Origin of the sequence: Campylobacter sp. CNRCH_2015_0338h (assembly GCF_025772785.1) — a bacterium.
In the GTDB taxonomy this organism is placed as follows: Bacteria; Campylobacterota; Campylobacteria; order Campylobacterales; family Campylobacteraceae; genus Campylobacter_D.
The window spans coordinates 130,317-152,327 of the sequence record NZ_JAKMST010000001.1; the positions used below are offsets into that span (position 1 = coordinate 130,317).

The following is a 22,011-nucleotide window of genomic DNA, read 5'->3' on the forward strand; positions in this document are numbered from 1 at the left end:
AATGAGTGAAATATCAATAAATGCTGATTGTTGTTTTATAAAGATATCAAGAAATAAAATATTGGATTGTTTAATTTTAAAAAATTTAGAATATAATATATCTGATTTTAAGTTTTTTATCTCTGAAGATAATAAGCAGTATAGTGAGTTGCACAATATAATTTTTAAAAATAACGAAATTAATGTAAAAATGCCAAATTGCTTCGTTTATTATATAAAAATACCTATTAGTAAAAATGCAAAGTTATGTAAAAATAATATTTATTTGGAATTTAAAAGAATAGTATTTGCTTTAAGAGATGATGGGTTTGCAAATAGAATGAAAAATATTTTAGATATTTTATATTTAAGTGATTATAAAAAATATAATTTCGGTTTTATATGGCCTAATTTTAAATATAAATCAGATAAATATATATCTCATGACAAGGCGGATGATATATTTGATAATGAATTTTTAGATAGTTATTTGTATAAATTGCAAGAAAAAAATTATAATTTGTTTTTTAAGAATAATGCAAATTATATAAATGGTGTAAATTCTAATTTTTTAGATTTTAATTATTCGGATACCTTGCATGTTAATGGGGTAAATTATAAAGAAGAATGGAGGAGGATAAAATTTTCCAAAAGATATACGGATATTATAGAATATATAAATAATTTTTGTAAAAATAATTTCGATAATGATTTTATAATCTTACATTTAAGAGGTGAGCAAGTTATTGAAGATGAAAAAAAATTTTTATTATTTGATAGCTACAGAGTTTATCTTTATCCTGTGGAGTTAGCTATAAATCTTATCGAAAAAGTCAGTGTTTATAAAAAAATAGTAGTAATTTCTCCTGGTAATGAAACCATAAACTGCATAAAGGCTCATATTAATAATAATAATATTTATTTTGCAAATGATATAAGATATAAGCAAAATTTAAAAAATAATGCAGAAAAGGATTTTTTTGATTTTATATTAATGTCCAAAGCTAATTTTATATATGGAGCATCTGAATCACTATATAGAACTTTGGCTAAACTTATTTCAGAAAATAATAAAGGTGACGAAAAGATAAATCAAACATATAGTTTTGATGAACAATATAACATTCTTATAAATAATATTGATAAAATGGATATCAAAAATAATTTCAAATCTTCCAGTTATGCTTATTTGTATGATATTGCTATAAGCTTAAATAAGTCAATAGAAGAAAAAATATTTATATTGAAAAAAGGTTTTTTATATGATAATGAAAATTTGTCTTTCAAAATAAAATTAATAGATTTGTTTATAAATAGTAAAATGTATAAAGAAGCTGAATTGGAAATTAAATCTATATTTGATAAGAGAAGTGATTTTTTTAAAATTATGAGATCTTATTGGAGTGGTAATTTAGTATTTAAAAAGGAAGTTGAAACTTATTTAAATTTTTCAGAATATGGCTATCCATATGTATTATTTTTTGCATCTAATATATGTAAAGATAATGGATTTATAACAAAAAGCATCGAGTTATGTATTTTATCTATTAAGAGTGGTTATAAGCAAGAATTTTTTGATTATTTTTTAGATATTATTAAAAATAATCTAAATGATAATGAAAAAAAGAATTTGTATAATTTTCTATATTTAGATCAACAAAATATTAAAAATAGTTTATCTTATAAGCTGGGCAAATCAATGGTTATAAATTCAAAATCTTTAATAGGATTTATAAGAATACCATTCGTGTTATCTTACATAAGAGATAAATATTTTTATAAAAAAAATAATTTAGATATAAATGATATATTATTCTATAACTTAGGTCAAGAAATAATCAAAGCTCATAAAAACTGGTATAAAGGTGGTTATCTTTTTTTAATTTTTAAAATTATAAAAAATGGATTTTATAAGGACAAAGGAACTAAAGAATGAAAATATGTGTTATAGGTGCTGGTATATCTGGAATGTCTGTTGCTAGGCTTTTAAAAGATGATTTTGAAGTTGAAGTTTTAGAAAAAGAATCCGTTGTTGGTGGAATTGCAAGAACTAAAGATATAAATGGCATAGCTTATCACGTTAATGGTGGCCATTGTTTTACTACAAGATATAACGAGGTTAAAGAATTTGTTTTCAAAAATGTTTTAGCAGAGGATCAATGGAATCGCTATGTTAAGGATGCAAAAATTTTATTTAAAAATCATTGGATTAATAATCCGATAGAAAATTCAGTTCTAGAGATTAATAAATTCGATCCTAGCTTAGCTTTTCAAATTACTAAAGAGATGTTTAGTGCATCATATGAAAAAGGAAAAAATCTTGAGGAATGGTTTATAAATCATTTCGGTCCAACATTAGCAAAAGAGTATTTTATACCATATAATACTAAAATTTGGGGTATTGAGCCAAAGAATATGGATAGCGTGTGGACGGTAGATGATAAACAAATGAAACTACCTATTCCTACAAAAGAAAATTTTTACAACTCTTTGGTAAATGGTAAAGGCGTGGATGGTATGGTAGAAGCTAGCGGATATTACTATCCAAAAACTAATAATCAAAATACTTTTATAGAGGCTATAGGAAAAGGTGTAAATATACTTTTAGAATATCCCGTGAAAAGTATTGAGAAAAAAGATTTAAAGTGGATTATAAATGGCGAGAAAGAATATGACTTGATTATCAACACATCTCCTTTGGATATGCTAGTGAATGTATTAAGTGATGTGCCAAATGATATACAAAAACACTTTAGAAATTTAAAATTTAATAGAGTATCGAATGTTTTATGCGAAACTGATGGAAGTGTGGATTTTACATGGGCTTATATACCGGATAAAGATATTGGAATTCATAGAACAATAAATATAGGTACATTTTTTACCCCTAATAAAAATTATTGTCTTGCTGAGATAATGGGGAGTTATTCTATCGAGTATTTTGAAAAAGAAATCAAAAAACTTCCATATTTAAAAAATATAGTAGGACATAATATTACTGAGCATGCTTATATATTGTTTGATTTAAACTATAAACAGTCAAAAGAAGAGATTATAAAATACTTAAATTCATTAAATATAATCTCTCACGGTAGATTTGGTGAGTGGGAATATTATAATATGGATATATGCATGAAGCGTTCATTGGATCTAGCAACTAAGTTAAAAAATACAAAAGGAGTAAAATGAAAAAGTATACGTTAGCCTCATCAACTTGGGATGAAAAGGAATTGCAAGCAATACAAGATGTTATCAAAAGCGATATGTTTACTATGGGTAAAAAGGTGACTGAATTTGAAAAAGATTTTGCTAAATTTGCAGGTTCTAAGTATGCGGTTATGACAAGTTCAGGTTCAACTGCAAATTTGATAGCAACGGCAGCCTTATTTTATACAAAAAATCCTAAATTAAAAAGAGGGGATGAGGTTATAGTTCCTGCAGTATCATGGAGTACTACTTATTACCCGCTTTATCAGTATGGCTTGAAATTAAAATTTGTAGATATAGATTTAGAAACACTAAATTACGACTTAGATGCTTTAAGTAGTGCCATTAGCGATAAAACAAAAATGATCATGATTGTAAATTTATTGGGAAATCCTAATGATTTTGATGCGATTAATAATCTTATTAAGGGAAAAGATATTATCTTACTAGAAGATAACTGTGAATCAATGGGTGCAGAATATAAGGGAAAGCAAGCTGGAACTTTTGGTATTATGGGAACTTTTTCAACATTCTTTTCTCATCATATGGCTACAATGGAAGGTGGTTTTGTAGTTACAGATGATGAGGAGCTGTATCATATTTTGTTATGTTTAAGAGCGCATGGTTGGACTAGAAACCTTCCAAAAGAAAATTTAGTAGCCAATAAAAGTGATGATTGGTTTAGTGAGTCATTCCGTTTTGTATTGCCAGGGTATAATGTGCGTCCGGTGGAAATGAGTGGAGCTATTGGTATAGAACAGCTTAAAAAATTACCTATGTTTTTAAAACACCGTAGAGAAAATGCTAAATTATTTTGTGAGTATTTTAAAAACCATCCTGAATTTATTATGCAAAAAGAAATTGGAAGTAGTTCGTGGTTTGGATTTTCTTTGGTAATTAGATCAAATTCAAAATTACAAAGAAAAGATATCATTAAAAAATTAGAAGAAAATGATATAGAATATCGTCCTATAGCTACTGGAGATTTTACACAAAATGAGGTGATTAAATATTTTGACTATGAAATTCATCAAGAATTAAAAAATGCAAAATATATCCACGAAAAAGGATTTTTTGTGGGTAATCACCAGTTTAGCATTAGCGAACAAATTAGTTTATTTAAAAAAGTATTGGATAGTCTATGAAAAAAACAGCGTTAATTACAGGTTTTACAGGCCAAGTTGGGTCGCAAATGGCGGACTTTTTACTAGAAAATACTGACTATGAAGTTATAGGCATGATGCGTTGGCAAGAACCTATGGATAATATCTATCATCTAAGCGACAGGATCAATAAAAAAGATAGAATTGGCATTTTTTATGCTGATTTGAATGATTATTCAAGCATTCAAAAGCTTTTTGAAAGCAAAAGACCGGATGTGATCTTTCATTTGGCTGCACAGTCTTATCCAAAAACCTCTTTTGATATACCTATAGAAACCTTACAAACTAATATCATAGGCACAGCAAATATTTTAGAAAATATTAGATTGTTAAAAGCTAAAGATGGCTATGATCCTGTAGTGCATGTGTGTTCTTCTAGTGAGGTTTATGGTAGAGCAAAAGTAGGTGTTAAGTTAAATGAGGATACAACCTTTCATGGCGCAAGTCCTTATAGTATAAGTAAAATCGGTACAGATTATTTGGGAAGATTTTACGGTGAGGCTTATGATATAAAAACTTATGTCACTAGGATGGGAACTCATAGTGGTCCAAGACGTTCTGATGTGTTTTTTGAAAGTACAGTTGCAAAGCAAATCGCATTGATTGAAGCGGGTTATCAAGAGCCAGTTATTAAAGTAGGGAATTTATCAAGCGTGAGAACTTTTCAAGATGCCAGAGATGCTATAAGGGCTTATTATTTACTCTCATTAGAAAGTGAAAAAGGAAAAGTTCCTTATGGTGAAGCTTTTAATATAGCAGGTGAAGAGGCTTTTAAACTTCCTGAGGTTATCGATATACTTTTGAGTCTTTCTACAAGAAAAGATATCAAAGTGGAACAAGATGAAGAAAGATTGCGTCCTATTGATGCAGATTATCAAATGTTTGATAATACTAAAATCAAAAGTTATATCAATTGGAGGCCAGAAATTCCAGCTAGGCAGATGTTTGAAGACTTGCTAAATCATTGGAGAAAAGAAATTTCTATGGGTAGAATCCCACTTAATAGGTAGTAGTTATGATAATTCGCTCCCAAACCCCATTGCGCTTAGGTTTAGCCGGCGGGGGTACTGATATAAATTTATATTGTGATCAATACACAGGTTATGTTTTAAATGCGACTATATCTTTATATGTGCATTGTACTTTGATAGAAAGAAATGACGGAAAAATCATTTTTGATTCATCAGATACGAATTTAAAAGCAGAGTATAAAAGCAAAGATTTTTTAGAAAATGATAGTAAGTTAGATCTTTATAAAGCAATTTACAATCGTTTGGTAAAAGAATATATTAAAAAACCTTTAAGTTTTTCTTTGCATACTTATTCAGATGTGCCAAGTGGTAGCGGGCTTGGTGGTAGCTCTACTTTGGTTGTGGGTATTATCAAAGCATTTGCTGAGTGGCTGAATTTGCCTTTGGGTGAGTATGAGATCGCACGTTTAGCGTATGAGATTGAACGAGAGGATATGGCCATCGTAGGCGGTGCACAAGATCAATACGCTGCAACTTTTGGTGGGTTTAACTTTATGGAATTTTATGATCAAAAAAGAGTTATAGTTAATCCTTTACGCATTAAAAATTGGATAGCAAGTGAGCTTGAGGCTAGAGTTTTGCTTTATTTTACAAATATTACTAGAGAGGCTAAAGATATAGAAGAACATAAAAAAGGAAAACTAGGAGATGAAAACTCTCTTAATGCTATGCATGCGATAAAGCAAGATGCACTAGATATGAAAGAAGCGTTATTTAGAGCTGATTTTGATAAAATAGCTCAAATTTTAGGCAAGTCATGGCAGTCAAAAAAGATCATTTCTGATATAGTAAGCAATGATGAGCTTGAAAGAATCTATCACTTAGCCATGGAAAATGGCGCCTATAGTGGTAAAACAAGTGGAGCAGGCGCTGGAGGGTTTATGTTTTTTATGGTTGATCCTATAAAAAAATATAAACTTAAAAAAATTCTAAATGAACAGCAAGGATATGTGCAAGAGTTCTACTTCACTAAAGAAGGGGCAAAATCGTGGAAAATTTAAATTTATATATAAAATCTCATTTTAGTGATTCAATTGATATTAAAACTAAGATTTTAAATGATAATGATATGATCAGCTTAATTAAAGAGGTATCTTTAAAAGTGATCAACGCTTATAAAAATGGCAATAAAACTTTACTAGCAGGCAATGGAGGAAGTGCAGCCGATGCACAGCATATAGCTGGGGAGTTTGTGAGTAGATTTTACTTTGACAGACCTGGTATTGCAAGTATTGCCTTAAGTACTGATACAAGTATTTTGACAGCTATTGGCAATGACTATGGTTATGAAAATTTATTCGCAAGACAAGTGCAAGCTCAAGGTGTGAATGGGGATGTATTTATAGGAATTTCTACAAGTGGAAATAGTAAAAATATCTTAAAAGCTTTAGAAATTTGTAAAGAAAAAGGAATTTTAAGTATAGGTTTAACCGGAGCTAGCGGTGGTTCTATGAATGAACTTTGCGATTATTGTATTAAAGTGCCATCAACTTGCACACCAAGGATTCAAGAGGCGCATATTTTGATAGGACATATCATCTGTGCTATAGTAGAAGAAGAGCTTTTTGGTAAGGGATTTGATTGCAAGCTATAGTTTTAGCAGGAGGTCTTGGCACAAGGTTAAAAAGTGTAGTGCAAGATCTCCCAAAGCCTATGGCACCGATTAATGGAAAGCCATTTTTAACTTTTGTCTTAGAGTATTTAAAAAAACAAGGAATTACTGAAGTTGTTTTAAGTGTTTCATATAAATATGAACTTATCCAAGAGTGCTTTAAAGATGAATTTGAAGGTATGAAAATACGCTATAATATTGAAAAAGAGCTTTTAGGTACAGGTGGAGCTATAAAAGATGCTTTGAAATTGATACAAAATCAAGCTTATGTTTTAAATGGTGACACTATATTTGATATTGATCTAAAAAAACTTGTTTTAAAAGATAGTAAAATTTGCATCGCGCTAAAGCAAATGCAAAATTTCGATCGATATGGTACTGTAAAAGTTGATGATCAAGGTATTGTAACATCTTTTGAAGAAAAGGTATTTAAAAAGCAAGGTCTAATCAATGGTGGTATATATTTACTGAAAAAAGATATTTTTGATGAATTTAATTTGGAGAAAAAATTTTCTTTTGAGGAATTTTTGCAAAAAAATCATAAAGTATTGAAAATACAAACTAAAATTTTTGATGATTATTTTATCGATATTGGGATTCCGCAAGATTATCAAAATTTTTTAAGTGCTTGTGCTTGGGTAGATCCAATAGCACTGTATATAAATCAACGTATAGATTAAATTTGTTATTTTAATATTTTAAATAAACTTTTATTTTCTGTATCAAATAAATTTTTTATATTCTAGTATATCTTAATATTTTTTAATATATTTTAAAGCATTAAATTGCAAAGTGGTGTAAAATATATGTAGTTGCATGTGATGAATTAAAAATGATACGATGTTTTTTCTTTTAAATTGTTTAATAAACAATTCATATATGGTGTTGGTTATACAGATTATTTTTGATAATTTGGTTTCATATTCTCATTATAGTAAGTAATAAGCTTATAATCTTTTGTTTTAATCCATACTTACCTTTTTTGCAGGTATGTCTTTAAGCTTTTCAGTTGCTTCTTGCATTCTTATGTTAATCCTTTTATTTTAATTTAAAAGAATTTAATAAAAATTTCAAAAGCAATAAAAATATTTTATTTTGAAAGATCAAATATGGGTATAAATTTCATGTTAAAAATCAAAGTAAAATAAATGGAATTTTGTTTGCAAAGCAATTTTTATTACTAACATTCCGTATTTTTAAGTTTTGACTGATTTTGCTATGTGATGTTGTTAATATTTTGGTATATTTGTTTTTTTATATATAATATAAAAAACAAAGGATTGATATGACTACAGAGAATAATCTTAAAGATATAATTAAAAAAATACAAAATGGTAGAGCTGTTTTATTTGTTGGAGCTGGTTTTTCTCATGGTGCTATTGGTTTTAATGGAAAGTTACCTGTTGGTAGTAAATTAAGAGAGATGATATGTAAATTGATGAATAGACCTGACGATAATGAGCGAAAATTATCTGAAATAGCTGATTTTTTTATAGAAGGATATTGTAAAGATAATCCAGAGAAATTAAAAGAATTCATAAGACAAATGAAAGATACTTTTACGGTGAAAGAGGTAAGCTCGTATCATATATCTATTGCTTCTTTACCGTGGAGAAGAATTTATACTACTAATTATGATAATGTTATAGAGGAGGCAGCTAAGAAGAGTGGTATTCGTATTGAAAGTAAAGATTTAGAAGATGACTTTATTGACGAAGGAAATATTTGCCTTCATATTAATGGGAAAATTGAAAAACTTAACAAAAGTACTCTGGAAAATAGTTTTAAACTTACTTCATCATCGTATATTTCATATGATGCTTTTAATAATACAGAATGGAAAAAATACTTTATAAATGATTTGGAACTTGCTTCGGTAGTGATCTTTATAGGATATTCGTTGTATGATATAGATATAGAAAAAATATTGTATCATAATAACTTACAAATAAAAGATAAGGTGGTGTTTATTCATCGTGAAGGTATTAATGAAATAGATAAATTTAAATATGAGAAATATGGAAAAGTATATTCAATTGGTGTGAAAAAATTTGCACAATTAATCGAGCAGAATACTTTTGTTTGTACAAAAGAAGATATATTTTTTGAACGTTTTCGGAAAATTGAGTATATTGGGCAATCTCAAAGTGCAATTGCCGAAAAAGACGCATTAAATTTTCTTATATATGGAAAAATAAAAGATAAGATGATAGAAGATGAGATAATTCGGCAACACAATAAACCTCCATTTTTAATTTCTAGAGACAAAATAGATAGTGCATTGGAAAATATAAAAAATGGAAAAAAATTATTAGTAGTTATTGGAGATGTTGGTAATGGTAAGACAATTTTCTTAAAGCAATTAGCTACACATTTGGCTAGTAGTAGACAGGTTTTTATGCTTAGTACTACTGGCGATGAAGTTGCTGCCAAAAGAGATATTGATAAGATTGCTAAGAATAATAAAGAACCTATAGTTATAATAGATTCTTATGTTAGACATACTTATCTTCTGGAATATATTAAATTGCATTATGAACATTTAACAATCATTCTTGCTGCAAGAACACACGAGCATTATAGATATTTGAAAGAAAATGAATATCTCAATAAAGCGTGTATATTAGAAATAGATACTCTGAGTGATTCGGAATTGGAATGCTTTTATCGTATTATTGAATATCATGGAATTTGGTATCCGTCTTCAGAGAAAAACAAGCAACGATATACAGAAAATTACAAAAAAATAATATTAAGCGATAAATGCAAAAAAGAAATTGCATTAATCTTAATTGAGGTTTTAAATTCAGAACAAATGAAAGAAAAAATTGTGAAGATTTTGAATAATCTCTTTAGTAAGCAAATAAGTAAAAAACAGGTTTTTGCTATATGCTTACTAAATCTCATGGATATTCCAATATCAATAGGATTATTAGAAGAGATTGTTGGTGAGCATGATTTATCTATCTATCAAGATGAAAATCTTGAAAATATCATTGGTTTGAATTTGATAAATAGGGGTAATGAGGTTTTTGTTAAGTCGCCAATTTTTTCATTGCTAATATTGAAAATATATTTTGCAAATGAAACTATTGAATATTTTTTAGATATTTTGCGTCTTATTGGTAAAAAATCAAATAGAGATGGACAGCTTAATCTTATAAGAAAAAATTTATTCAGATTTAGATTTATAGAGAGATTATTATTAGATAATGGTAAAATTGATAAGCTAAAAAATTATTATGAAAGCTTAAAACGGGAGTTCGAATGGCTAATACAAGATCCTCAATACTGGTTACAATATGCAATGTGCTTTATGATGTATAATGAATTAGATCAGGCGCAGCAAAAACTATCTACTGCTTATGAAAAAGCAGAAAAGACTAACTATGATAAGACTAAAATTGATAATCAACAAGCTAGATTATATCTTAAAAAATCCGTAAGCCACAATATAGATATTAAAGAAGCCATGAGGGTTTTTTTAGAAGCAGATAGGCTTTTAATGAGACAAAAAAATAATGACATGTATAAATACAAAATTATGATGGATTATAGAGATTTTATTGATGAACGATCTAGTTTATTTGATTTGGAGCAATGGAATCAAGTTATTGGTTGTTGTGAAAAGCAATTGAAATATTTAGATGGAAATATAACCAAAGAACGCTTTAGGGAGCAGAGGGTCTATGAGGAATGTAAGGAAATGCTTGAAGCAATTATTTATAAAGGAAAGCAGAATAAAACAGGGCAAGTTTAAAAATATTATTTTTTGATTGTATGTACGAGTAAAAATAAATTAGGGAAGTAATAATATATGATTGGCTTATAGAATAATAAAATTACATTTTTTGTTCGCATATAATTGATAAATTAAGCTATAATACTTGTAACATAATTAAAGTTTTTTTAATTAAACAATATGGTGTTATATGTATATACCAATGAAAAAGATTTTTTGAGTTAATGTGTTGAGTGGTTATTATTTTTATATAAATAATTTTGTTCAAATATTCCATAGGAAAAAGTTTATAGGATGGGGGAGAAAACGTACTGGTAAATGTGCTTTTTATCTTCATAAAAAATTTAGTGGTTCTTTAGTGCTTTTAGAAGATGGTTTTTTACGCTCATTAAATTTAGGTGTAGAAAATAGCCCGAGTTTTTCTATCGTCAAAGATGATGTGGGAATTTACTATGATGCTATGACTCCATCTAAACTTGAAAATATTTTAAACACTTATGAGTTTAGCGCCGAAGAATTAGAGCAAGCAAAAAAGGCTATAGAGCTTATAAAAAAAGAAAAACTTAGCAAGTATAATAATAATCTTTGCGTGCCAAGAGAGCTTTTTGGATCTAATGAAGAACGCGTATTAATCATCACTCAAGTAGCAAATGATACTTCATTAAAATTTGGCCTAGCTGATAATTTCTCAACTCAAGATATCATAAATGATGCTATTAAAGAAAATCCAAATGCTAAAGTTTACATTAAAATTCATCCTGATGTATTAAGCGGTAAAAAGCAAAGTGATTTTAACGCACAAGATTTACCAAGTAAATGTGTTGTTATAAAAGAAAATTATAATCCCATCGAATTACTAAGTCATTTTAAAAAAGTCTATACTAAAACTTCTGGTATGGGTTTTGAAGCTTTGATGTTAGGAAGCGAATGTGTGTGTTATGGTGTGCCATTTTATGCAGGCTGGGGTTTAACTCAAGATAAGCAAGCGTGCAAAAGAAGACTTAAAAAAAGAAGTTTAGAAGAGGTTTTTTATGCTGCTTATATTTTATATAGTGAGTATTTTAATCCTTACTTAAATCAAAAAAGTGATATTTTTGATACTATTTATACTTTAACAAAATATAAAAAGGTAGAGCAAGCTAATTCAAATACTTTGTATTTTTTAGGTTTTACTTTATGGAAGCGTTGGTTTATGAAGCCATTTTTTAAAGCCAAGAATAATAAAATCATTTTTTTAAACTCACTTGACGAACTCTATAAAGCGAATTTAAATCCTAAAGATAAAATTTTCATCTGGGGCAAAAAGTATGATAAAGCTTTGCTAGCTAAAGATTTTAATAATGAAATTTTCTTAGTAGAAGATGGCTTTTTACGCTCGGTTTTTTTGGGCTCAGATCTTACACGCCCTTTTTCTTTGATAGTAGATAGCAAAGGCTTGTATGTTGATCCAAGTAAACCAAGTGATTTAGAAGATATTTTGCAAAATCATGAATTTGATGAAAGTTTAAAACAAAGAGCTAAAAAGCTCATCTCTACCATTACACACAATAAATTTTCAAAGTATAATGGTTTAAAACATGAAACATTAAATTTTAATACAAATAAAAAAATCATTTTAATCCCCGCTCAAGTAGAAGATGATGCTTCTATGATCTTAGGTGGATCAGGTTATGATACCTTAAAGCTTTTACAAAATGTAAGAAAGGCCAACGAAAACGCCTTTATAGTTTTTAAACCTCATCCTGATGTATTAAGTGGTAACCGCAAAGGTTTAAAAGATAAAAGCATTATTTTAAAATACTGTGATGAGATTATAGAAAATGTCAGCATAGATAGTGCTATAAATGCTTGTGATGAAGTGCATACTATAACTTCTACAAGTGGTTTTGACGCTCTTTTGCGTGGCAAAAAAGTAGTAGTATATGGCAAGCCTTTTTATGCAGGCTGGGGTTTGACAAGTGATTTGTATGAAATTCCAAGACGCACAAGAGTGCTTAGTTTAGAAGAGCTTGTTGCTGGTGTTTTGATCCTTTATCCAAGATACATCCATCCAAAAAGTAAAAATTTATGTGAAGTTGAGCTTGCATTAGATATAATGTTAAAAATGCAAAAAGATTATTTTTCTAAATTTTATTTGCGTTGGTTTATGGATATAAGAATTTATATATTAAGAAAAATAAGAAGATTAATAGAATTTATTTTGATTAGATGAATTTAAGTAAGAAGTTAAAAAAATTTTCTGGTAAAAATGTTTTATTACTCCAAGGACCTGTGGGTGGATTTTTTCGTAAAATTGCTACAAAAATTCCGCAAGCTAAGGTTTATAAAGTAAATTTTAATGGTGGAGATTTTTTCTTTTATCCTTTTAAAAGTATTAATTACACTAAAAGTTTAGCCGAGCTTGAAGACTTTTATAAAAAGCTTTTTGAAGAAAAACAAATTCAAGTTGTTATTATGTACAATGATTGTAGAAAAGTGCATGAAATCGCCATTAGCGTTGCTAAGCAAATGGGTATTGAAGTATGGATTTTTGAAGAAGGTTATATAAGACCAAACTTCATTACTTTTGAAAAAGATGGAGTGAATGCAAACTCGACCTTACCAAGAGAAAAAGAATTTTATCTAAGTCAGAAAAAATTTGATAAAGATTTTAAATTTAAAACTTTCTCAAGCACTTTTAGAAATATGGCCTTTGCTTCGTTTTTATACTGGCTTTTTGCTTTTTTATTTTCTTGGTATTTTAATAATTCTTTACATCATAGAAGTTTAAAATTATTTGATTTTTTACCTTGGCTTTGCTCAGTATATAGAAAAAACAAATACAAAATCACAGAAAAAAGTTTAAATGAAAAAATTCTTTCCCTAAAACAAAAGTATTTTTTAGCTATTTTGCAAGTGCACAATGATACTCAACTATCTCATCACTATAAAAAAACTACAGAAAAATTTATAGAAGAAGTGATCATCTCTTTTGCTAATCATGCTAAAGCAAAGTCTTATCTAGTTTTTAAGCACCATCCTATGGATCGTGGCTACAGAGACTATACTAAGCTTATAGAAGATTTGAGTTTAAAATACAATGTCGAGGGTAGAATTTTATATGTACATGATTTGCACTTACCTACGCTCTTAATCAATGCAAGAGGTACTATAGTCATAAATAGCACAGTAGGACTTTCTGCTTTATATCACAATAGCCCTTTAAAAGTTATGGGAAAAGCCTTTTATGATGTAGAAGGTTTGACTTATCAAAAAAGTTTGCATACTTTTTGGAAAGAATGCAGAGCATATAAACCCGATGTTGTTTTGCACGCTAAATTTAGAAATTATGTGATATATAAAACCCAAGTTAATGGGAATTTTTTCAAAAATACTAGTTTGGATTAAATTTTCTTTTTATAGTTTTTTGCAATCTTTTTTAGTTTAAAAGGTAAGCTTAAATACCCTATTTTAAAAGGAGTTCTTGAAGCTCGCAAAAGTGCATTACCTAAAAGATAAGGCAAGTGTGTTTTGGCTATTTGAGCGTGTTTGTAGTCTGCATAGGCTTTTAGTGGTGGTAGATTTTTTTGATCTTTTTGATTTTTAAAATGCTCTTTTTTGACTTTTCTTAGTTCAAAGGGTATTTTAAAGCAATTCAAATAACTTTTGCTATTTTTCATGATAGCTTCCCCAAGTTTATAGCTTAGTCTTTCTTTTATCCTTAAGCTAGCTCCATAAAGTTTATTATTTTGGTGGATAAAGATTTCATATTCATTTTTTAAGCCTTTGTGATTTAAGAAACGCAAAAGATTATGATTTTGACTTTGTAAAAATGTTTGCATATCAAGTTTTTTTAGTTCATGATATTCTAGTACTAGTTCTTTATAAAATGCTATGGGTGGTATTAAAGAATCATGAGCATTTGTAGGATGATTTTTATATTCAATTCTTGTATTATCATTTTCTAAAAGTAAAATTCCTATTAAATCCACATAATCAAGCCTCGGTGTTTTTTCATTTGCTATGCTTAAGCCCGAACTTTCTTCACTTTGCTTGATAATTTGTGTATTAACATACAAAAAGGTTTGCTCATCACAAATTGCTTTTTCATTTTGTATATCTTGAAAAGTATTGATAAGTCCAAAATTTTTTACTAATTTAAAAGATGAGTTTTCAATATTTATAGATGATATAGCATGGGTTGATGAACTAGTGTGATTCCAAGTGTGTATACCTAAGATTTGATAGTTTTTTAACTCTTTTGGAAAAATGATTTTTTCACCAGCTTTAATCTTTGTAGTTTTTTCACAAAAAAATGAGTTTTTATGCTCTATTTTAGCTAAATTTGATGGCGCAAAGATGTGAAATTTTCTTTTTGAGCAAATGATATTTTCTTTGGATTTTTTAAAGCTATGTAAATTTTTAATGATGTTTTTACCAAGCTCTTGCATAGCTAGTGGCATAGGGTGGAATTTATAGTTTTGATCAAAATCATAAAGATTATTTTTTTGGTAGTAAAGATCTACATCGATTAGATTAAAACCATAATAAGCACAATTTTTCCTATGAGCTTCATTGATGGCTTTTGATTTATCATTACAAGCTGGTATGGGGAGTATAAGCACTATGGTAATTTTGTTTGCTTTGTAAAGTTCTTCGTAAAAATAATCAATATTTCTAAGTATAATATTTAAACTCATAGGACTTAAATAATCATTGATATTTGATTCACTGATGAGAAAATCACTTTTGTTTATAGTTTTTTCATGACGTATTAACTCATAAAGATTTTGTAAAGAAGTGCTAAGTCCCAAAGCGTAATTATGTAGTGTAATGTCTTTATTTTCAAGACCTATTCTAAGACCATTTTTAACTACACTATTACTACCACCTAGTAAGATTATATCCATAAGTTCTTTCTTGATTTTATAATTTTTTATTTATTTTATAAAATATTTTTTAATGAATAATTTCAGAGTAAAAACCCCTCATTTAGCCTTTAAATAAGCATTTGACAAAGATAATAACTTTAGCTATATTTTTAAATTCATTTTGAGTTTATTTGGGATTTTAATGGATAAATTGTGTCAAAAAAGAGATGTTTTTTATATAGCTGGTTATGATCCTAGAGGATATAGGCATTATTATGCTATGTTTAAAAAAAATTTAGTCGAGCAAAATGCACTTTTAAATTATGATTATACTTTATCAAAAGCTCAAGCTAATGCATATGCTTTTTGGCAAATTCAAACACCACATACAAGCACCACTTACACCTTTTTAAGCTGGAATGATATAGTCAAAAAAAACTGGTCAGAAGGTATAAAAGATGCTTTGAGTGATTGCTATAGTTTTTTTAGAATTTATACCATCACAGGACTTTTTTTAAAATTTGGTAAAGAATCCCCGCACCAACTTATCACAGGATATTATCCATTTTTTTATGTACTTTTGAGTTTGATTTTTACTTTATTTTGTGCTTTTGGAAGTTTGTTGTATTTGCAAAATTTTCATATTGTTTTGGGAATTTTGGTTTTTATTTTATCATTAGTATTTTTGCCAAAAATATTTTATAAATTAGGCAAGAAATTAGCTGTTTTTTGGATAGCTAGAATTTGTTCTTTTTGTGCAAACTGGGAGAAAAATTCCCAAGGCGAACTTGAATTAAGAATGAATGATTTTGCTAGGATTATTTTTGAAAAACTAAAAGAAAATGTAAATGATAAAAATTATGAACTCATCTTAAGTGCGCACAGTGTAGGAACAGTACTTTGTATAAATGTTTTAGCAAAAGTGCTTAGAAAATGTGAAAAAGAAAATATTTCTTTTGAAAATTTAAAGGTTTTAACTTTAGGTGAGTGCATACCTTTGGTAAGCTATCAAAAAAGATCTTTTGAGTTTAGAAAAGATTTAGAGTATTTAGGAGGTAAAAATTTAATTTGGTATGATTTTACTTCTATTATTGATGGAGCTTGTTTTGCACAAGTTGATTTCATACGCACAAGCGGGGTAAAGGCGCAATTTAGTCCAAAATACCTTTCGGCTAAATTTCATACCTTATATAAAAGCAAAGATTATAAAAAAATCAAAAAAGACAAATATAAAGCACATTTTTTATATTTATTTGCCACACAAATTCAAGGAGTATATAACTTTTTTGAATTTATCATAGGTAAAAATAAACTAGAAGAAAAAATTAAATAGGAGAAAAATATGGGTCAGTGTCCTTTTCATCCAAAGCCTTATAAAAATAAAGCTTCCACATTAACTACTTTTTTGCTAAAAAGAAGATCATGGCTTGATGGACTTTATGAGCGAAGCTATAAGATGATGATGGGTAGAGTAAAAATGCCCGGATTTGATCTATATGTAGTAAATGATCCAAAAGAAGTTAGACGAATTATGGTAGATGAGGTTAGAGAATACCCAAAAAGCCAACTTTTACATGAGCTTTTAGAGCCACTTTTAGGTATAAGCATTTTTACAACTAATGATAGAGTATGGGAAAAGCAAAGAGAGCTTTTAAGACCTTCTTTTGAAATGACAAGAATTTCTAAAGTTTTTAATTTGATGAGTGAAGCAGCTTCTGATATGATGGCAAGATTTGCAAAATATGAAGATAAAGCAGTTATAGAAGTAGATGAAGCTATGACTTTTGTAACTGCAGATGTGATTTTTAGAACCATCATGTCATCAAAATTTGATGAGCAAAAAGGCAAACTTGTTTTAGATGCTTTTGTAACTGTGCAAGAAGAAACAGTTAAAACAGCTATGCGAAGAATGTTTCGCTTCCCAACTTGGCTTTCAAATCTTTTGGGTGAGAGAAAAAGACTTAAAGCAGGCACTACTATACGCAAAGTTTTATCAGATATTATAAAACCAAGATATGACAATGCTCTAAATGATCAAGGAAAATATGAAGATATTTTATCATCATTACTTATGGTGGTGGATGCAGACACAAATGAGAGATTTTCTTTTAATGAAATTTTAGACCAAGTTGCTATGCTTTTCTTAGCAGGCCATGAAACTACTGCAAGCTCGCTAACTTGGACACTATATATTTTAAGTATTTCTCCAAATGAGCAACAAAAAGCCTATGAAGAAATCATGCAAGTTGCGGGTGATGAGGAGTTTAAGATAGAACATATTAGAGCGATGAAATATCTTACAAATGTGTTTAAAGAAAGTTTAAGACTTTATCCACCAGTTGGCTTTTTTGCTAGAGAAGCAAGAAATGATAACAAAATGAGAGATAAGCTTATCAAAAAAGGTTCAGGCGTAGTAGTAGCTCCATGGCTCATCCATAGACATGATAGTTTTTGGGAAAATCCGCATGAGTTTGATCCAAGTCGCCATGAAGATAAAAGCAAGATTAAAAAAGATACTTATATGCCTTTTGGCATGGGAGAGCGTGTGTGTATAGGGCAGGGCTTTGCTATGCAAGAGGCTGTTTTGATTTTAGCTAATATTTTAAGGACTTATAAGTTAGAATTAGAAGAAAATTTCGTGCCTGATATAGTAGGAAGACTGACTATAAGATCAGCAAATGGTATGAATATAAGATTTATAAAAAGGCAAAAATGAAAGAAAAATTAGCAGGAACCATACTACTTTGCGCTATTGTTCCTTTGGCGGTGATTAGTTATCTTTTTATTGTTATAGTGGGAACTTTCGGTAATCCTGCTAGGGTTAGACAAGGTGTGAGAGCGCTTGATCATTTTGTCAATGCTACTTTGTTTAATGGTTATGCTTGGGAGTCTTTATCATCTCATGCTTGGAGGGAACGCGATAAAAGATGGGCTAAAATAGTCATTAAAATTACAGATTTTTTTGATAAAAATCATTGCCAAAAGGCAAACAAAAGAGAGCAAGAGATTGTAGATTTGGTTTTGAAAAAAAAACTTACCGAACAAACTGTCGGTAAGCAGCTTTAATTTTCTCCAAATAAAGCTTTTAAGTTTTTAAATGCTTCTTCTTGGTTATTAGTTTTATCTTCATTATTTACTTCATTAAGCTCTATCTCATATCCAAGAAGCATACTAGCTAAGCGTATATTAATACCACTTTTTCCTATGGCTTTACTTTTTTGCTCACTATTTAGCGTTACAATAGCCTTTTTATCTTCAATGCTAACTGAGTTTATAATTGCTGGGGCTAAGCTTCTAGTGATTAAGATTGCCATTTCATTAGAATACTCAATGCAGTCGATATTTTCATTTTTTAATTCTTTGCTTACAGCATTGATTCTAACTCCTTTTATGCCTACAGTTGCTCCTACTGCATCAACGCTTGGACTATTAGCTTGTAAGATGATTTTTGCTCTCTCGCCTGGAATTCTTGCACTTGCATAAATATTTATAAGACCATCTTTGATTTCAGGAACTTCAGCTTTTAATAAAGCTTCTAAAAATTTAGGGCTAGTTCTACTAAGCTCCATTCTCATACCTGATTTATCAATATATACATGCCTAATAACAGCTTTAATCACATCGCCTACTTTAAATTTTTCACCTTTGATACGATTTTTTCTAGGTAAATATGCACGAAACTCATCAATTTCTACATAAGTATTTTCTTCACTATCTACTCTTACCACGCTACCAAAAACCATGTGTCCTACCATTTTTTGGTATTTTTCATAGATTTTTTCTTCTAAGAGTTTTTGTATATTGTATTCTAATTCTTTATGTAAGATATTTACAGCAGTGCGGCCTAAATTTTCTAAAGAACATTCATAAGTTAGCTCATCGCCAATTTCTACGTCTTTAGCTTCAGCCCTTGCTTTACTTAAGGCGATAAAATGCTCATTTTCATTTTCTAATCTTTCATCATTATCAGCTACCACGATGATTTTTTGATAAAGTTGTAAATTTTTACCTGAATCAACAAAAAATTCATACTTATCACCATAAATTTTCTTAGCAGTATTAATAAGTGCTTTTTTAACTCTTTCTCTTACATCTTCTATTTGTAAATTTTTCTCATTAGCAATGGATTCAATTATATCTGTGATTTTTTCCATAATGACAATACAACCTTAATTTTGGATTTTAAAAGTTTGAAGAATAAAATTATATCTTTAATAAGTTTAATTAAAAGTAAAATTTGCTATAATTTCAGATTAAAAAAACTTGAGGATGATGATATGGATTTAAAAATAGCAAGAACCTCTGTTGATGAAAAGCCAAAAAGTATAAGTTTAGAAAGTATTGAAAAGGCTGTGGATAAAGAAGGTCAAAAATTTTTCTATTTTGATAAAGACAATGCACATAAGCAATTAATCGCTTTGGTAGAGCATTTTGAAAAAAAAGGAAAATGTGTTTATCATAGAACGATCAAATATGGTTTAGATGATACAGATTTTATGTATGAGGTACACATTCTTTGAGTAAAAAACTTTTTATACAAACTTTAGGTTGTGCTATGAATGTGCGTGATTCAGAGCATATGATAGCCGAACTTAAAGAAAAAGAAAATTACGAATTAACTCAAGACGCAAAAGAAGCAGATTTGATTTTAATCAATACTTGCTCGGTACGTGAAAAGCCTGTGCATAAGCTTTTTTCAGAAGTTGGAAGTTTTGAAAAAATCAAAAAAAATGGCGCTAAAATAGGAGTTTGTGGTTGCACTGCTTCACATTTAGGAGATGAGATTTTTAAGCGTGCTCCAAATGTGGATTTTGTTTTGGGTGCTAGAAATGTTTCTAAGATCACAAAGGCTGTAAATACGCCAAAATTTTTAGGTAATGATATAGATTTTGATGAGAGTAATTATGCTTTTGCAGATTTTAGAAATAGCCTTTATAAAACTTATATTAATATCTCTATAGGTTGTGATAAACATTGTACTTATTGTATAGTGCCTCACACAAGAGGAGATGAAATTTCTATACCTTTTGAGATTATTAAAAATGAAGCATTGAAAGCTGTTTCTAAAGGTGCTAAAGAGATTTTTTTACTAGGGCAAAATGTTAATAATTATGGTAAAAGATTTTCTAATGCACATGAAAAGATTAATTTTTCAGATCTTTTGGAAAGGTTAAGTGAAATCGAAGGTTTAGAGCGTATTCGCTTTACAAGCCCACACCCATTACATATGGATGATAGATTTTTAGAGGTTTTTTCTAAAAATCCTAAAGTATGTAAGTCTATGCATATGCCTTTGCAAAGTGGTTCAAGTGAAATTTTAAAGGCTATGAAACGTGGTTATACTAAAGAGTGGTATTTAGATAGAGCATTGAAATTGCGTTCTATGTGTAAAGATGTGAGTATTTCTACTGATGTGATTGTAGCTTTTCCAGGTGAGAGCGATAAAGACTTTGAAGATACTATGGATGTGCTTGAAAAAGTGCGATTTGAGCAAATGTTTTCTTTTAAATACTCTAAAAGACCACTAACTAAAGCTGCAACTATGCCAAATCAAATTCCTGATGATATAGCTTCAAAACGCTTGAGTATTTTACAGGCAAGACATACAGAAATTTTAGATGAAATTATTGCAAAACAAAAAGATAAAGAATTTGAAGTTTTATTTGAAGAATTAAGAAGTGAAGGTTTTGTGGCAGGTAGAAGTGATAATAACTTTTTGATTCAAGTTAGAGGTAGTGAAGAGTTATTAGGACAAATGAAAAAAGTAAAAATCACCAATCCTAGGCGTATGGTGTTAAATGGCGAAATCCTTTAAGATTAATCTTTTAGCTTTTGGAATTTTTTTATTACAATGGCTGATTTTTTTAACTTGTAGAAAGGTTTATTTAGGGCAAAAGCTTCCAAAAAGATCATGTGTGATACTTTTTTGGCATGGGCGTCTTGCTCTAATGCCTTTTGCCTATCGTAAAATGGGTATTAAAGGAAAAAAGGCTTATGTGATGATTTCACACCATAAAGATGGAGAAATCATTGCTAGAAATATTGCCTTTTTTGGTTTGGATACTTTAAGAGGTAGCACAAGCAAAGGTGCTTTGGCTTTATTAAAACAATCTTTTAAAATTTTAGATCAAGGCGATGATGTGATTATCACTCCAGATGGACCAAGAGGGCCTTATCATAGTGTTTCAGATGGTTCTGTGATGATAGCTTTGAAAAAAAATGCTCCACTTTTTTTGCTAAATTACGAAGCAAGCTCTTTTTGGGAATTTAAAAGTTGGGATAAAATGATCTTACCTAAACCTTTTTCTAAGATTACCTATAGACTAAGTGAAGAAATCAAAATACAAAATTTAAATTTAGAAGAAGCTAAAGTATTGATAAAAGAAAAATTTGATATGATAAGTCAAATAGACAAAGGATAAACACT

At 28.9% G+C, this 22,011-nt stretch carries 18 protein-coding genes; 16 read left to right on the top strand and 2 right to left on the bottom strand.

The genetic code is table 11. From position 1 onward, the window contains the following. The first annotated feature begins 1 nt into the window (after position 1). The 10 genes from L8X30_RS00710 to L8X30_RS00755 all read left to right on the top strand — a co-directional run bounded on the left by L8X30_RS00710 (position 2) and on the right by L8X30_RS00755 (position 14,121). Entirely contained in the window at positions 2-1,915 is a 1,914-nt protein-coding gene (locus tag L8X30_RS00710; protein WP_263678490.1) for a hypothetical protein, read from the top strand. Beyond that, a complete protein-coding gene (locus L8X30_RS00715; protein ID WP_263678492.1) occupies positions 1,912-3,168 on the top strand; it encodes a protoporphyrinogen/coproporphyrinogen oxidase in 1,257 nt (418 codons plus the stop codon). Before L8X30_RS00710 ends, L8X30_RS00715 begins: the two co-directional genes overlap by 4 nt. After that, entirely contained in the window at positions 3,165-4,331 is a 1,167-nt protein-coding gene (locus L8X30_RS00720) for a DegT/DnrJ/EryC1/StrS family aminotransferase (RefSeq protein WP_263678494.1), read from the top strand. The genes L8X30_RS00715 and L8X30_RS00720 overlap by 4 nt, the downstream gene beginning before the upstream one ends. Then, a complete protein-coding gene (locus L8X30_RS00725) occupies positions 4,328-5,359 on the top strand; it encodes a GDP-mannose 4,6-dehydratase (protein ID WP_263678496.1) in 1,032 nt (343 codons plus the stop codon). The genes L8X30_RS00720 and L8X30_RS00725 overlap by 4 nt, the downstream gene beginning before the upstream one ends. Positions 5,360-5,364: 5 nt before the next feature. Next, entirely contained in the window at positions 5,365-6,381 is a 1,017-nt protein-coding gene (locus L8X30_RS00730) for a dehydrogenase (RefSeq protein ID WP_263678497.1), read from the top strand. After that, entirely contained in the window at positions 6,369-6,974 is a 606-nt protein-coding gene (locus L8X30_RS00735; protein ID WP_263678499.1) for a D-sedoheptulose 7-phosphate isomerase, read from the top strand. Before L8X30_RS00730 ends, L8X30_RS00735 begins: the two co-directional genes overlap by 13 nt. Next, positions 6,962-7,672 carry a nucleotidyltransferase family protein gene (locus L8X30_RS00740; RefSeq protein WP_263678500.1) on the top strand — a complete coding sequence of 237 codons (711 nt, stop codon included), beginning with the start codon at positions 6,962-6,964 and terminating at the stop codon, positions 7,670-7,672. Before L8X30_RS00735 ends, L8X30_RS00740 begins: the two co-directional genes overlap by 13 nt. Before the next feature lie 605 nt (positions 7,673-8,277). Next, on the top strand, positions 8,278-10,752 hold the full coding sequence (locus tag L8X30_RS00745; protein WP_263678502.1) for an SIR2 family protein: 2,475 nt from the start codon (positions 8,278-8,280) through the stop codon (positions 10,750-10,752). 208 nt (positions 10,753-10,960) lie between these two features. Continuing rightward, positions 10,961-12,946: a capsular polysaccharide biosynthesis protein gene (locus tag L8X30_RS00750; RefSeq protein ID WP_263678504.1), complete on the top strand. Its 1,986-nt coding sequence runs from the start codon at positions 10,961-10,963 to the stop codon at positions 12,944-12,946. Then, on the top strand, positions 12,943-14,121 hold the full coding sequence (locus L8X30_RS00755) for a capsule biosynthesis protein (protein ID WP_263678506.1): 1,179 nt from the start codon (positions 12,943-12,945) through the stop codon (positions 14,119-14,121). Before L8X30_RS00750 ends, L8X30_RS00755 begins: the two co-directional genes overlap by 4 nt. Here L8X30_RS00755 and L8X30_RS00760 read toward each other — a convergent pair. Continuing rightward, the gene (locus tag L8X30_RS00760; RefSeq protein ID WP_263678508.1) at positions 14,118-15,623 is read right to left on the bottom strand and encodes an SGNH/GDSL hydrolase family protein; all 1,506 of its coding nucleotides are present in this window, start codon (positions 15,621-15,623) and stop codon (positions 14,118-14,120) included. The genes L8X30_RS00755 and L8X30_RS00760 overlap by 4 nt on opposite strands. 163 nt (positions 15,624-15,786) lie before the next feature. Here L8X30_RS00760 and L8X30_RS00765 point away from each other — a divergent pair, with 163 nt between their 5' ends. Genes L8X30_RS00765 through L8X30_RS00775 form a run of 3 tightly spaced genes read left to right on the top strand, consistent with a single transcriptional unit; the run spans position 15,787 to position 18,650 of the window. Beyond that, positions 15,787-16,917: a DUF829 domain-containing protein gene (locus L8X30_RS00765; protein ID WP_263678509.1), complete on the top strand. Its 1,131-nt coding sequence runs from the start codon at positions 15,787-15,789 to the stop codon at positions 16,915-16,917. Positions 16,918-16,926: 9 nt separating this feature from the next. Then, positions 16,927-18,300 (top strand): cytochrome P450, encoded by a 1,374-nt coding sequence (locus L8X30_RS00770; RefSeq protein WP_263678510.1) that lies wholly within the window; start codon positions 16,927-16,929, stop codon positions 18,298-18,300. Beyond that, complete coding sequence (locus tag L8X30_RS00775; protein ID WP_147576140.1) at positions 18,297-18,650, top strand: succinylglutamate desuccinylase; 354 nt, start codon at positions 18,297-18,299, stop codon at positions 18,648-18,650. The genes L8X30_RS00770 and L8X30_RS00775 overlap by 4 nt, the downstream gene beginning before the upstream one ends. Here L8X30_RS00775 and nusA read toward each other — a convergent pair. Next, positions 18,647-19,738: a transcription termination factor NusA gene (nusA, locus tag L8X30_RS00780; RefSeq protein ID WP_039617565.1), complete on the bottom strand. Its 1,092-nt coding sequence runs from the start codon at positions 19,736-19,738 to the stop codon at positions 18,647-18,649. The two genes, L8X30_RS00775 and nusA, sit on opposite strands and share 4 nt — an antisense overlap. Before the next feature lie 123 nt (positions 19,739-19,861). Here nusA and L8X30_RS00785 point away from each other — a divergent pair, with 123 nt between their 5' ends. The 3 genes from L8X30_RS00785 to L8X30_RS00795 are packed head-to-tail and all read left to right on the top strand — an operon-like array spanning position 19,862 to position 22,006. Continuing rightward, a complete protein-coding gene (locus L8X30_RS00785; protein ID WP_039617566.1) occupies positions 19,862-20,104 on the top strand; it encodes an HP0268 family nuclease in 243 nt (80 codons plus the stop codon). Next, positions 20,101-21,399: a tRNA (N6-isopentenyl adenosine(37)-C2)-methylthiotransferase MiaB gene (gene miaB, locus L8X30_RS00790; protein ID WP_263678511.1), complete on the top strand. Its 1,299-nt coding sequence runs from the start codon at positions 20,101-20,103 to the stop codon at positions 21,397-21,399. Before L8X30_RS00785 ends, miaB begins: the two co-directional genes overlap by 4 nt. Continuing rightward, a complete protein-coding gene (locus L8X30_RS00795; RefSeq protein ID WP_039617569.1) occupies positions 21,383-22,006 on the top strand; it encodes a lysophospholipid acyltransferase family protein in 624 nt (207 codons plus the stop codon). The genes miaB and L8X30_RS00795 overlap by 17 nt, the downstream gene beginning before the upstream one ends. Positions 22,007-22,011 lie beyond the last annotated feature (5 nt).

Bases quoted from the DNA above. Each gene is read 5' to 3' on its own strand.
- L8X30_RS00765 (WP_263678509.1), top strand. From the start codon at position 15,787: ATGGATAAATTGTGTCAAAAAAGAGATGTTTTTTATATAGCTGGTTAT.
- L8X30_RS00760 (WP_263678508.1), bottom strand. From the start codon at position 15,623: ATGGATATAATCTTACTAGGTGGTAGTAATAGTGTAGTTAAAAATGGT.
- L8X30_RS00745 (WP_263678502.1), top strand. From the start codon at position 8,278: ATGACTACAGAGAATAATCTTAAAGATATAATTAAAAAAATACAAAAT.
- L8X30_RS00795 (WP_039617569.1), top strand. From the start codon at position 21,383: ATGGCGAAATCCTTTAAGATTAATCTTTTAGCTTTTGGAATTTTTTTA.
- L8X30_RS00720 (WP_263678494.1), top strand. From the start codon at position 3,165: ATGAAAAAGTATACGTTAGCCTCATCAACTTGGGATGAAAAGGAATTG.
- L8X30_RS00730 (WP_263678497.1), top strand. From the start codon at position 5,365: ATGATAATTCGCTCCCAAACCCCATTGCGCTTAGGTTTAGCCGGCGGG.
- L8X30_RS00755 (WP_263678506.1), top strand. From the start codon at position 12,943: ATGAATTTAAGTAAGAAGTTAAAAAAATTTTCTGGTAAAAATGTTTTA.
- L8X30_RS00715 (WP_263678492.1), top strand. From the start codon at position 1,912: ATGAAAATATGTGTTATAGGTGCTGGTATATCTGGAATGTCTGTTGCT.
- L8X30_RS00710 (WP_263678490.1), top strand. From the start codon at position 2: ATGAGTGAAATATCAATAAATGCTGATTGTTGTTTTATAAAGATATCA.
- L8X30_RS00775 (WP_147576140.1), top strand. From the start codon at position 18,297: ATGAAAGAAAAATTAGCAGGAACCATACTACTTTGCGCTATTGTTCCT.
- L8X30_RS00770 (WP_263678510.1), top strand. From the start codon at position 16,927: ATGGGTCAGTGTCCTTTTCATCCAAAGCCTTATAAAAATAAAGCTTCC.
- L8X30_RS00725 (WP_263678496.1), top strand. From the start codon at position 4,328: ATGAAAAAAACAGCGTTAATTACAGGTTTTACAGGCCAAGTTGGGTCG.
- L8X30_RS00785 (WP_039617566.1), top strand. From the start codon at position 19,862: ATGGATTTAAAAATAGCAAGAACCTCTGTTGATGAAAAGCCAAAAAGT.
- nusA (WP_039617565.1), bottom strand. From the start codon at position 19,738: ATGGAAAAAATCACAGATATAATTGAATCCATTGCTAATGAGAAAAAT.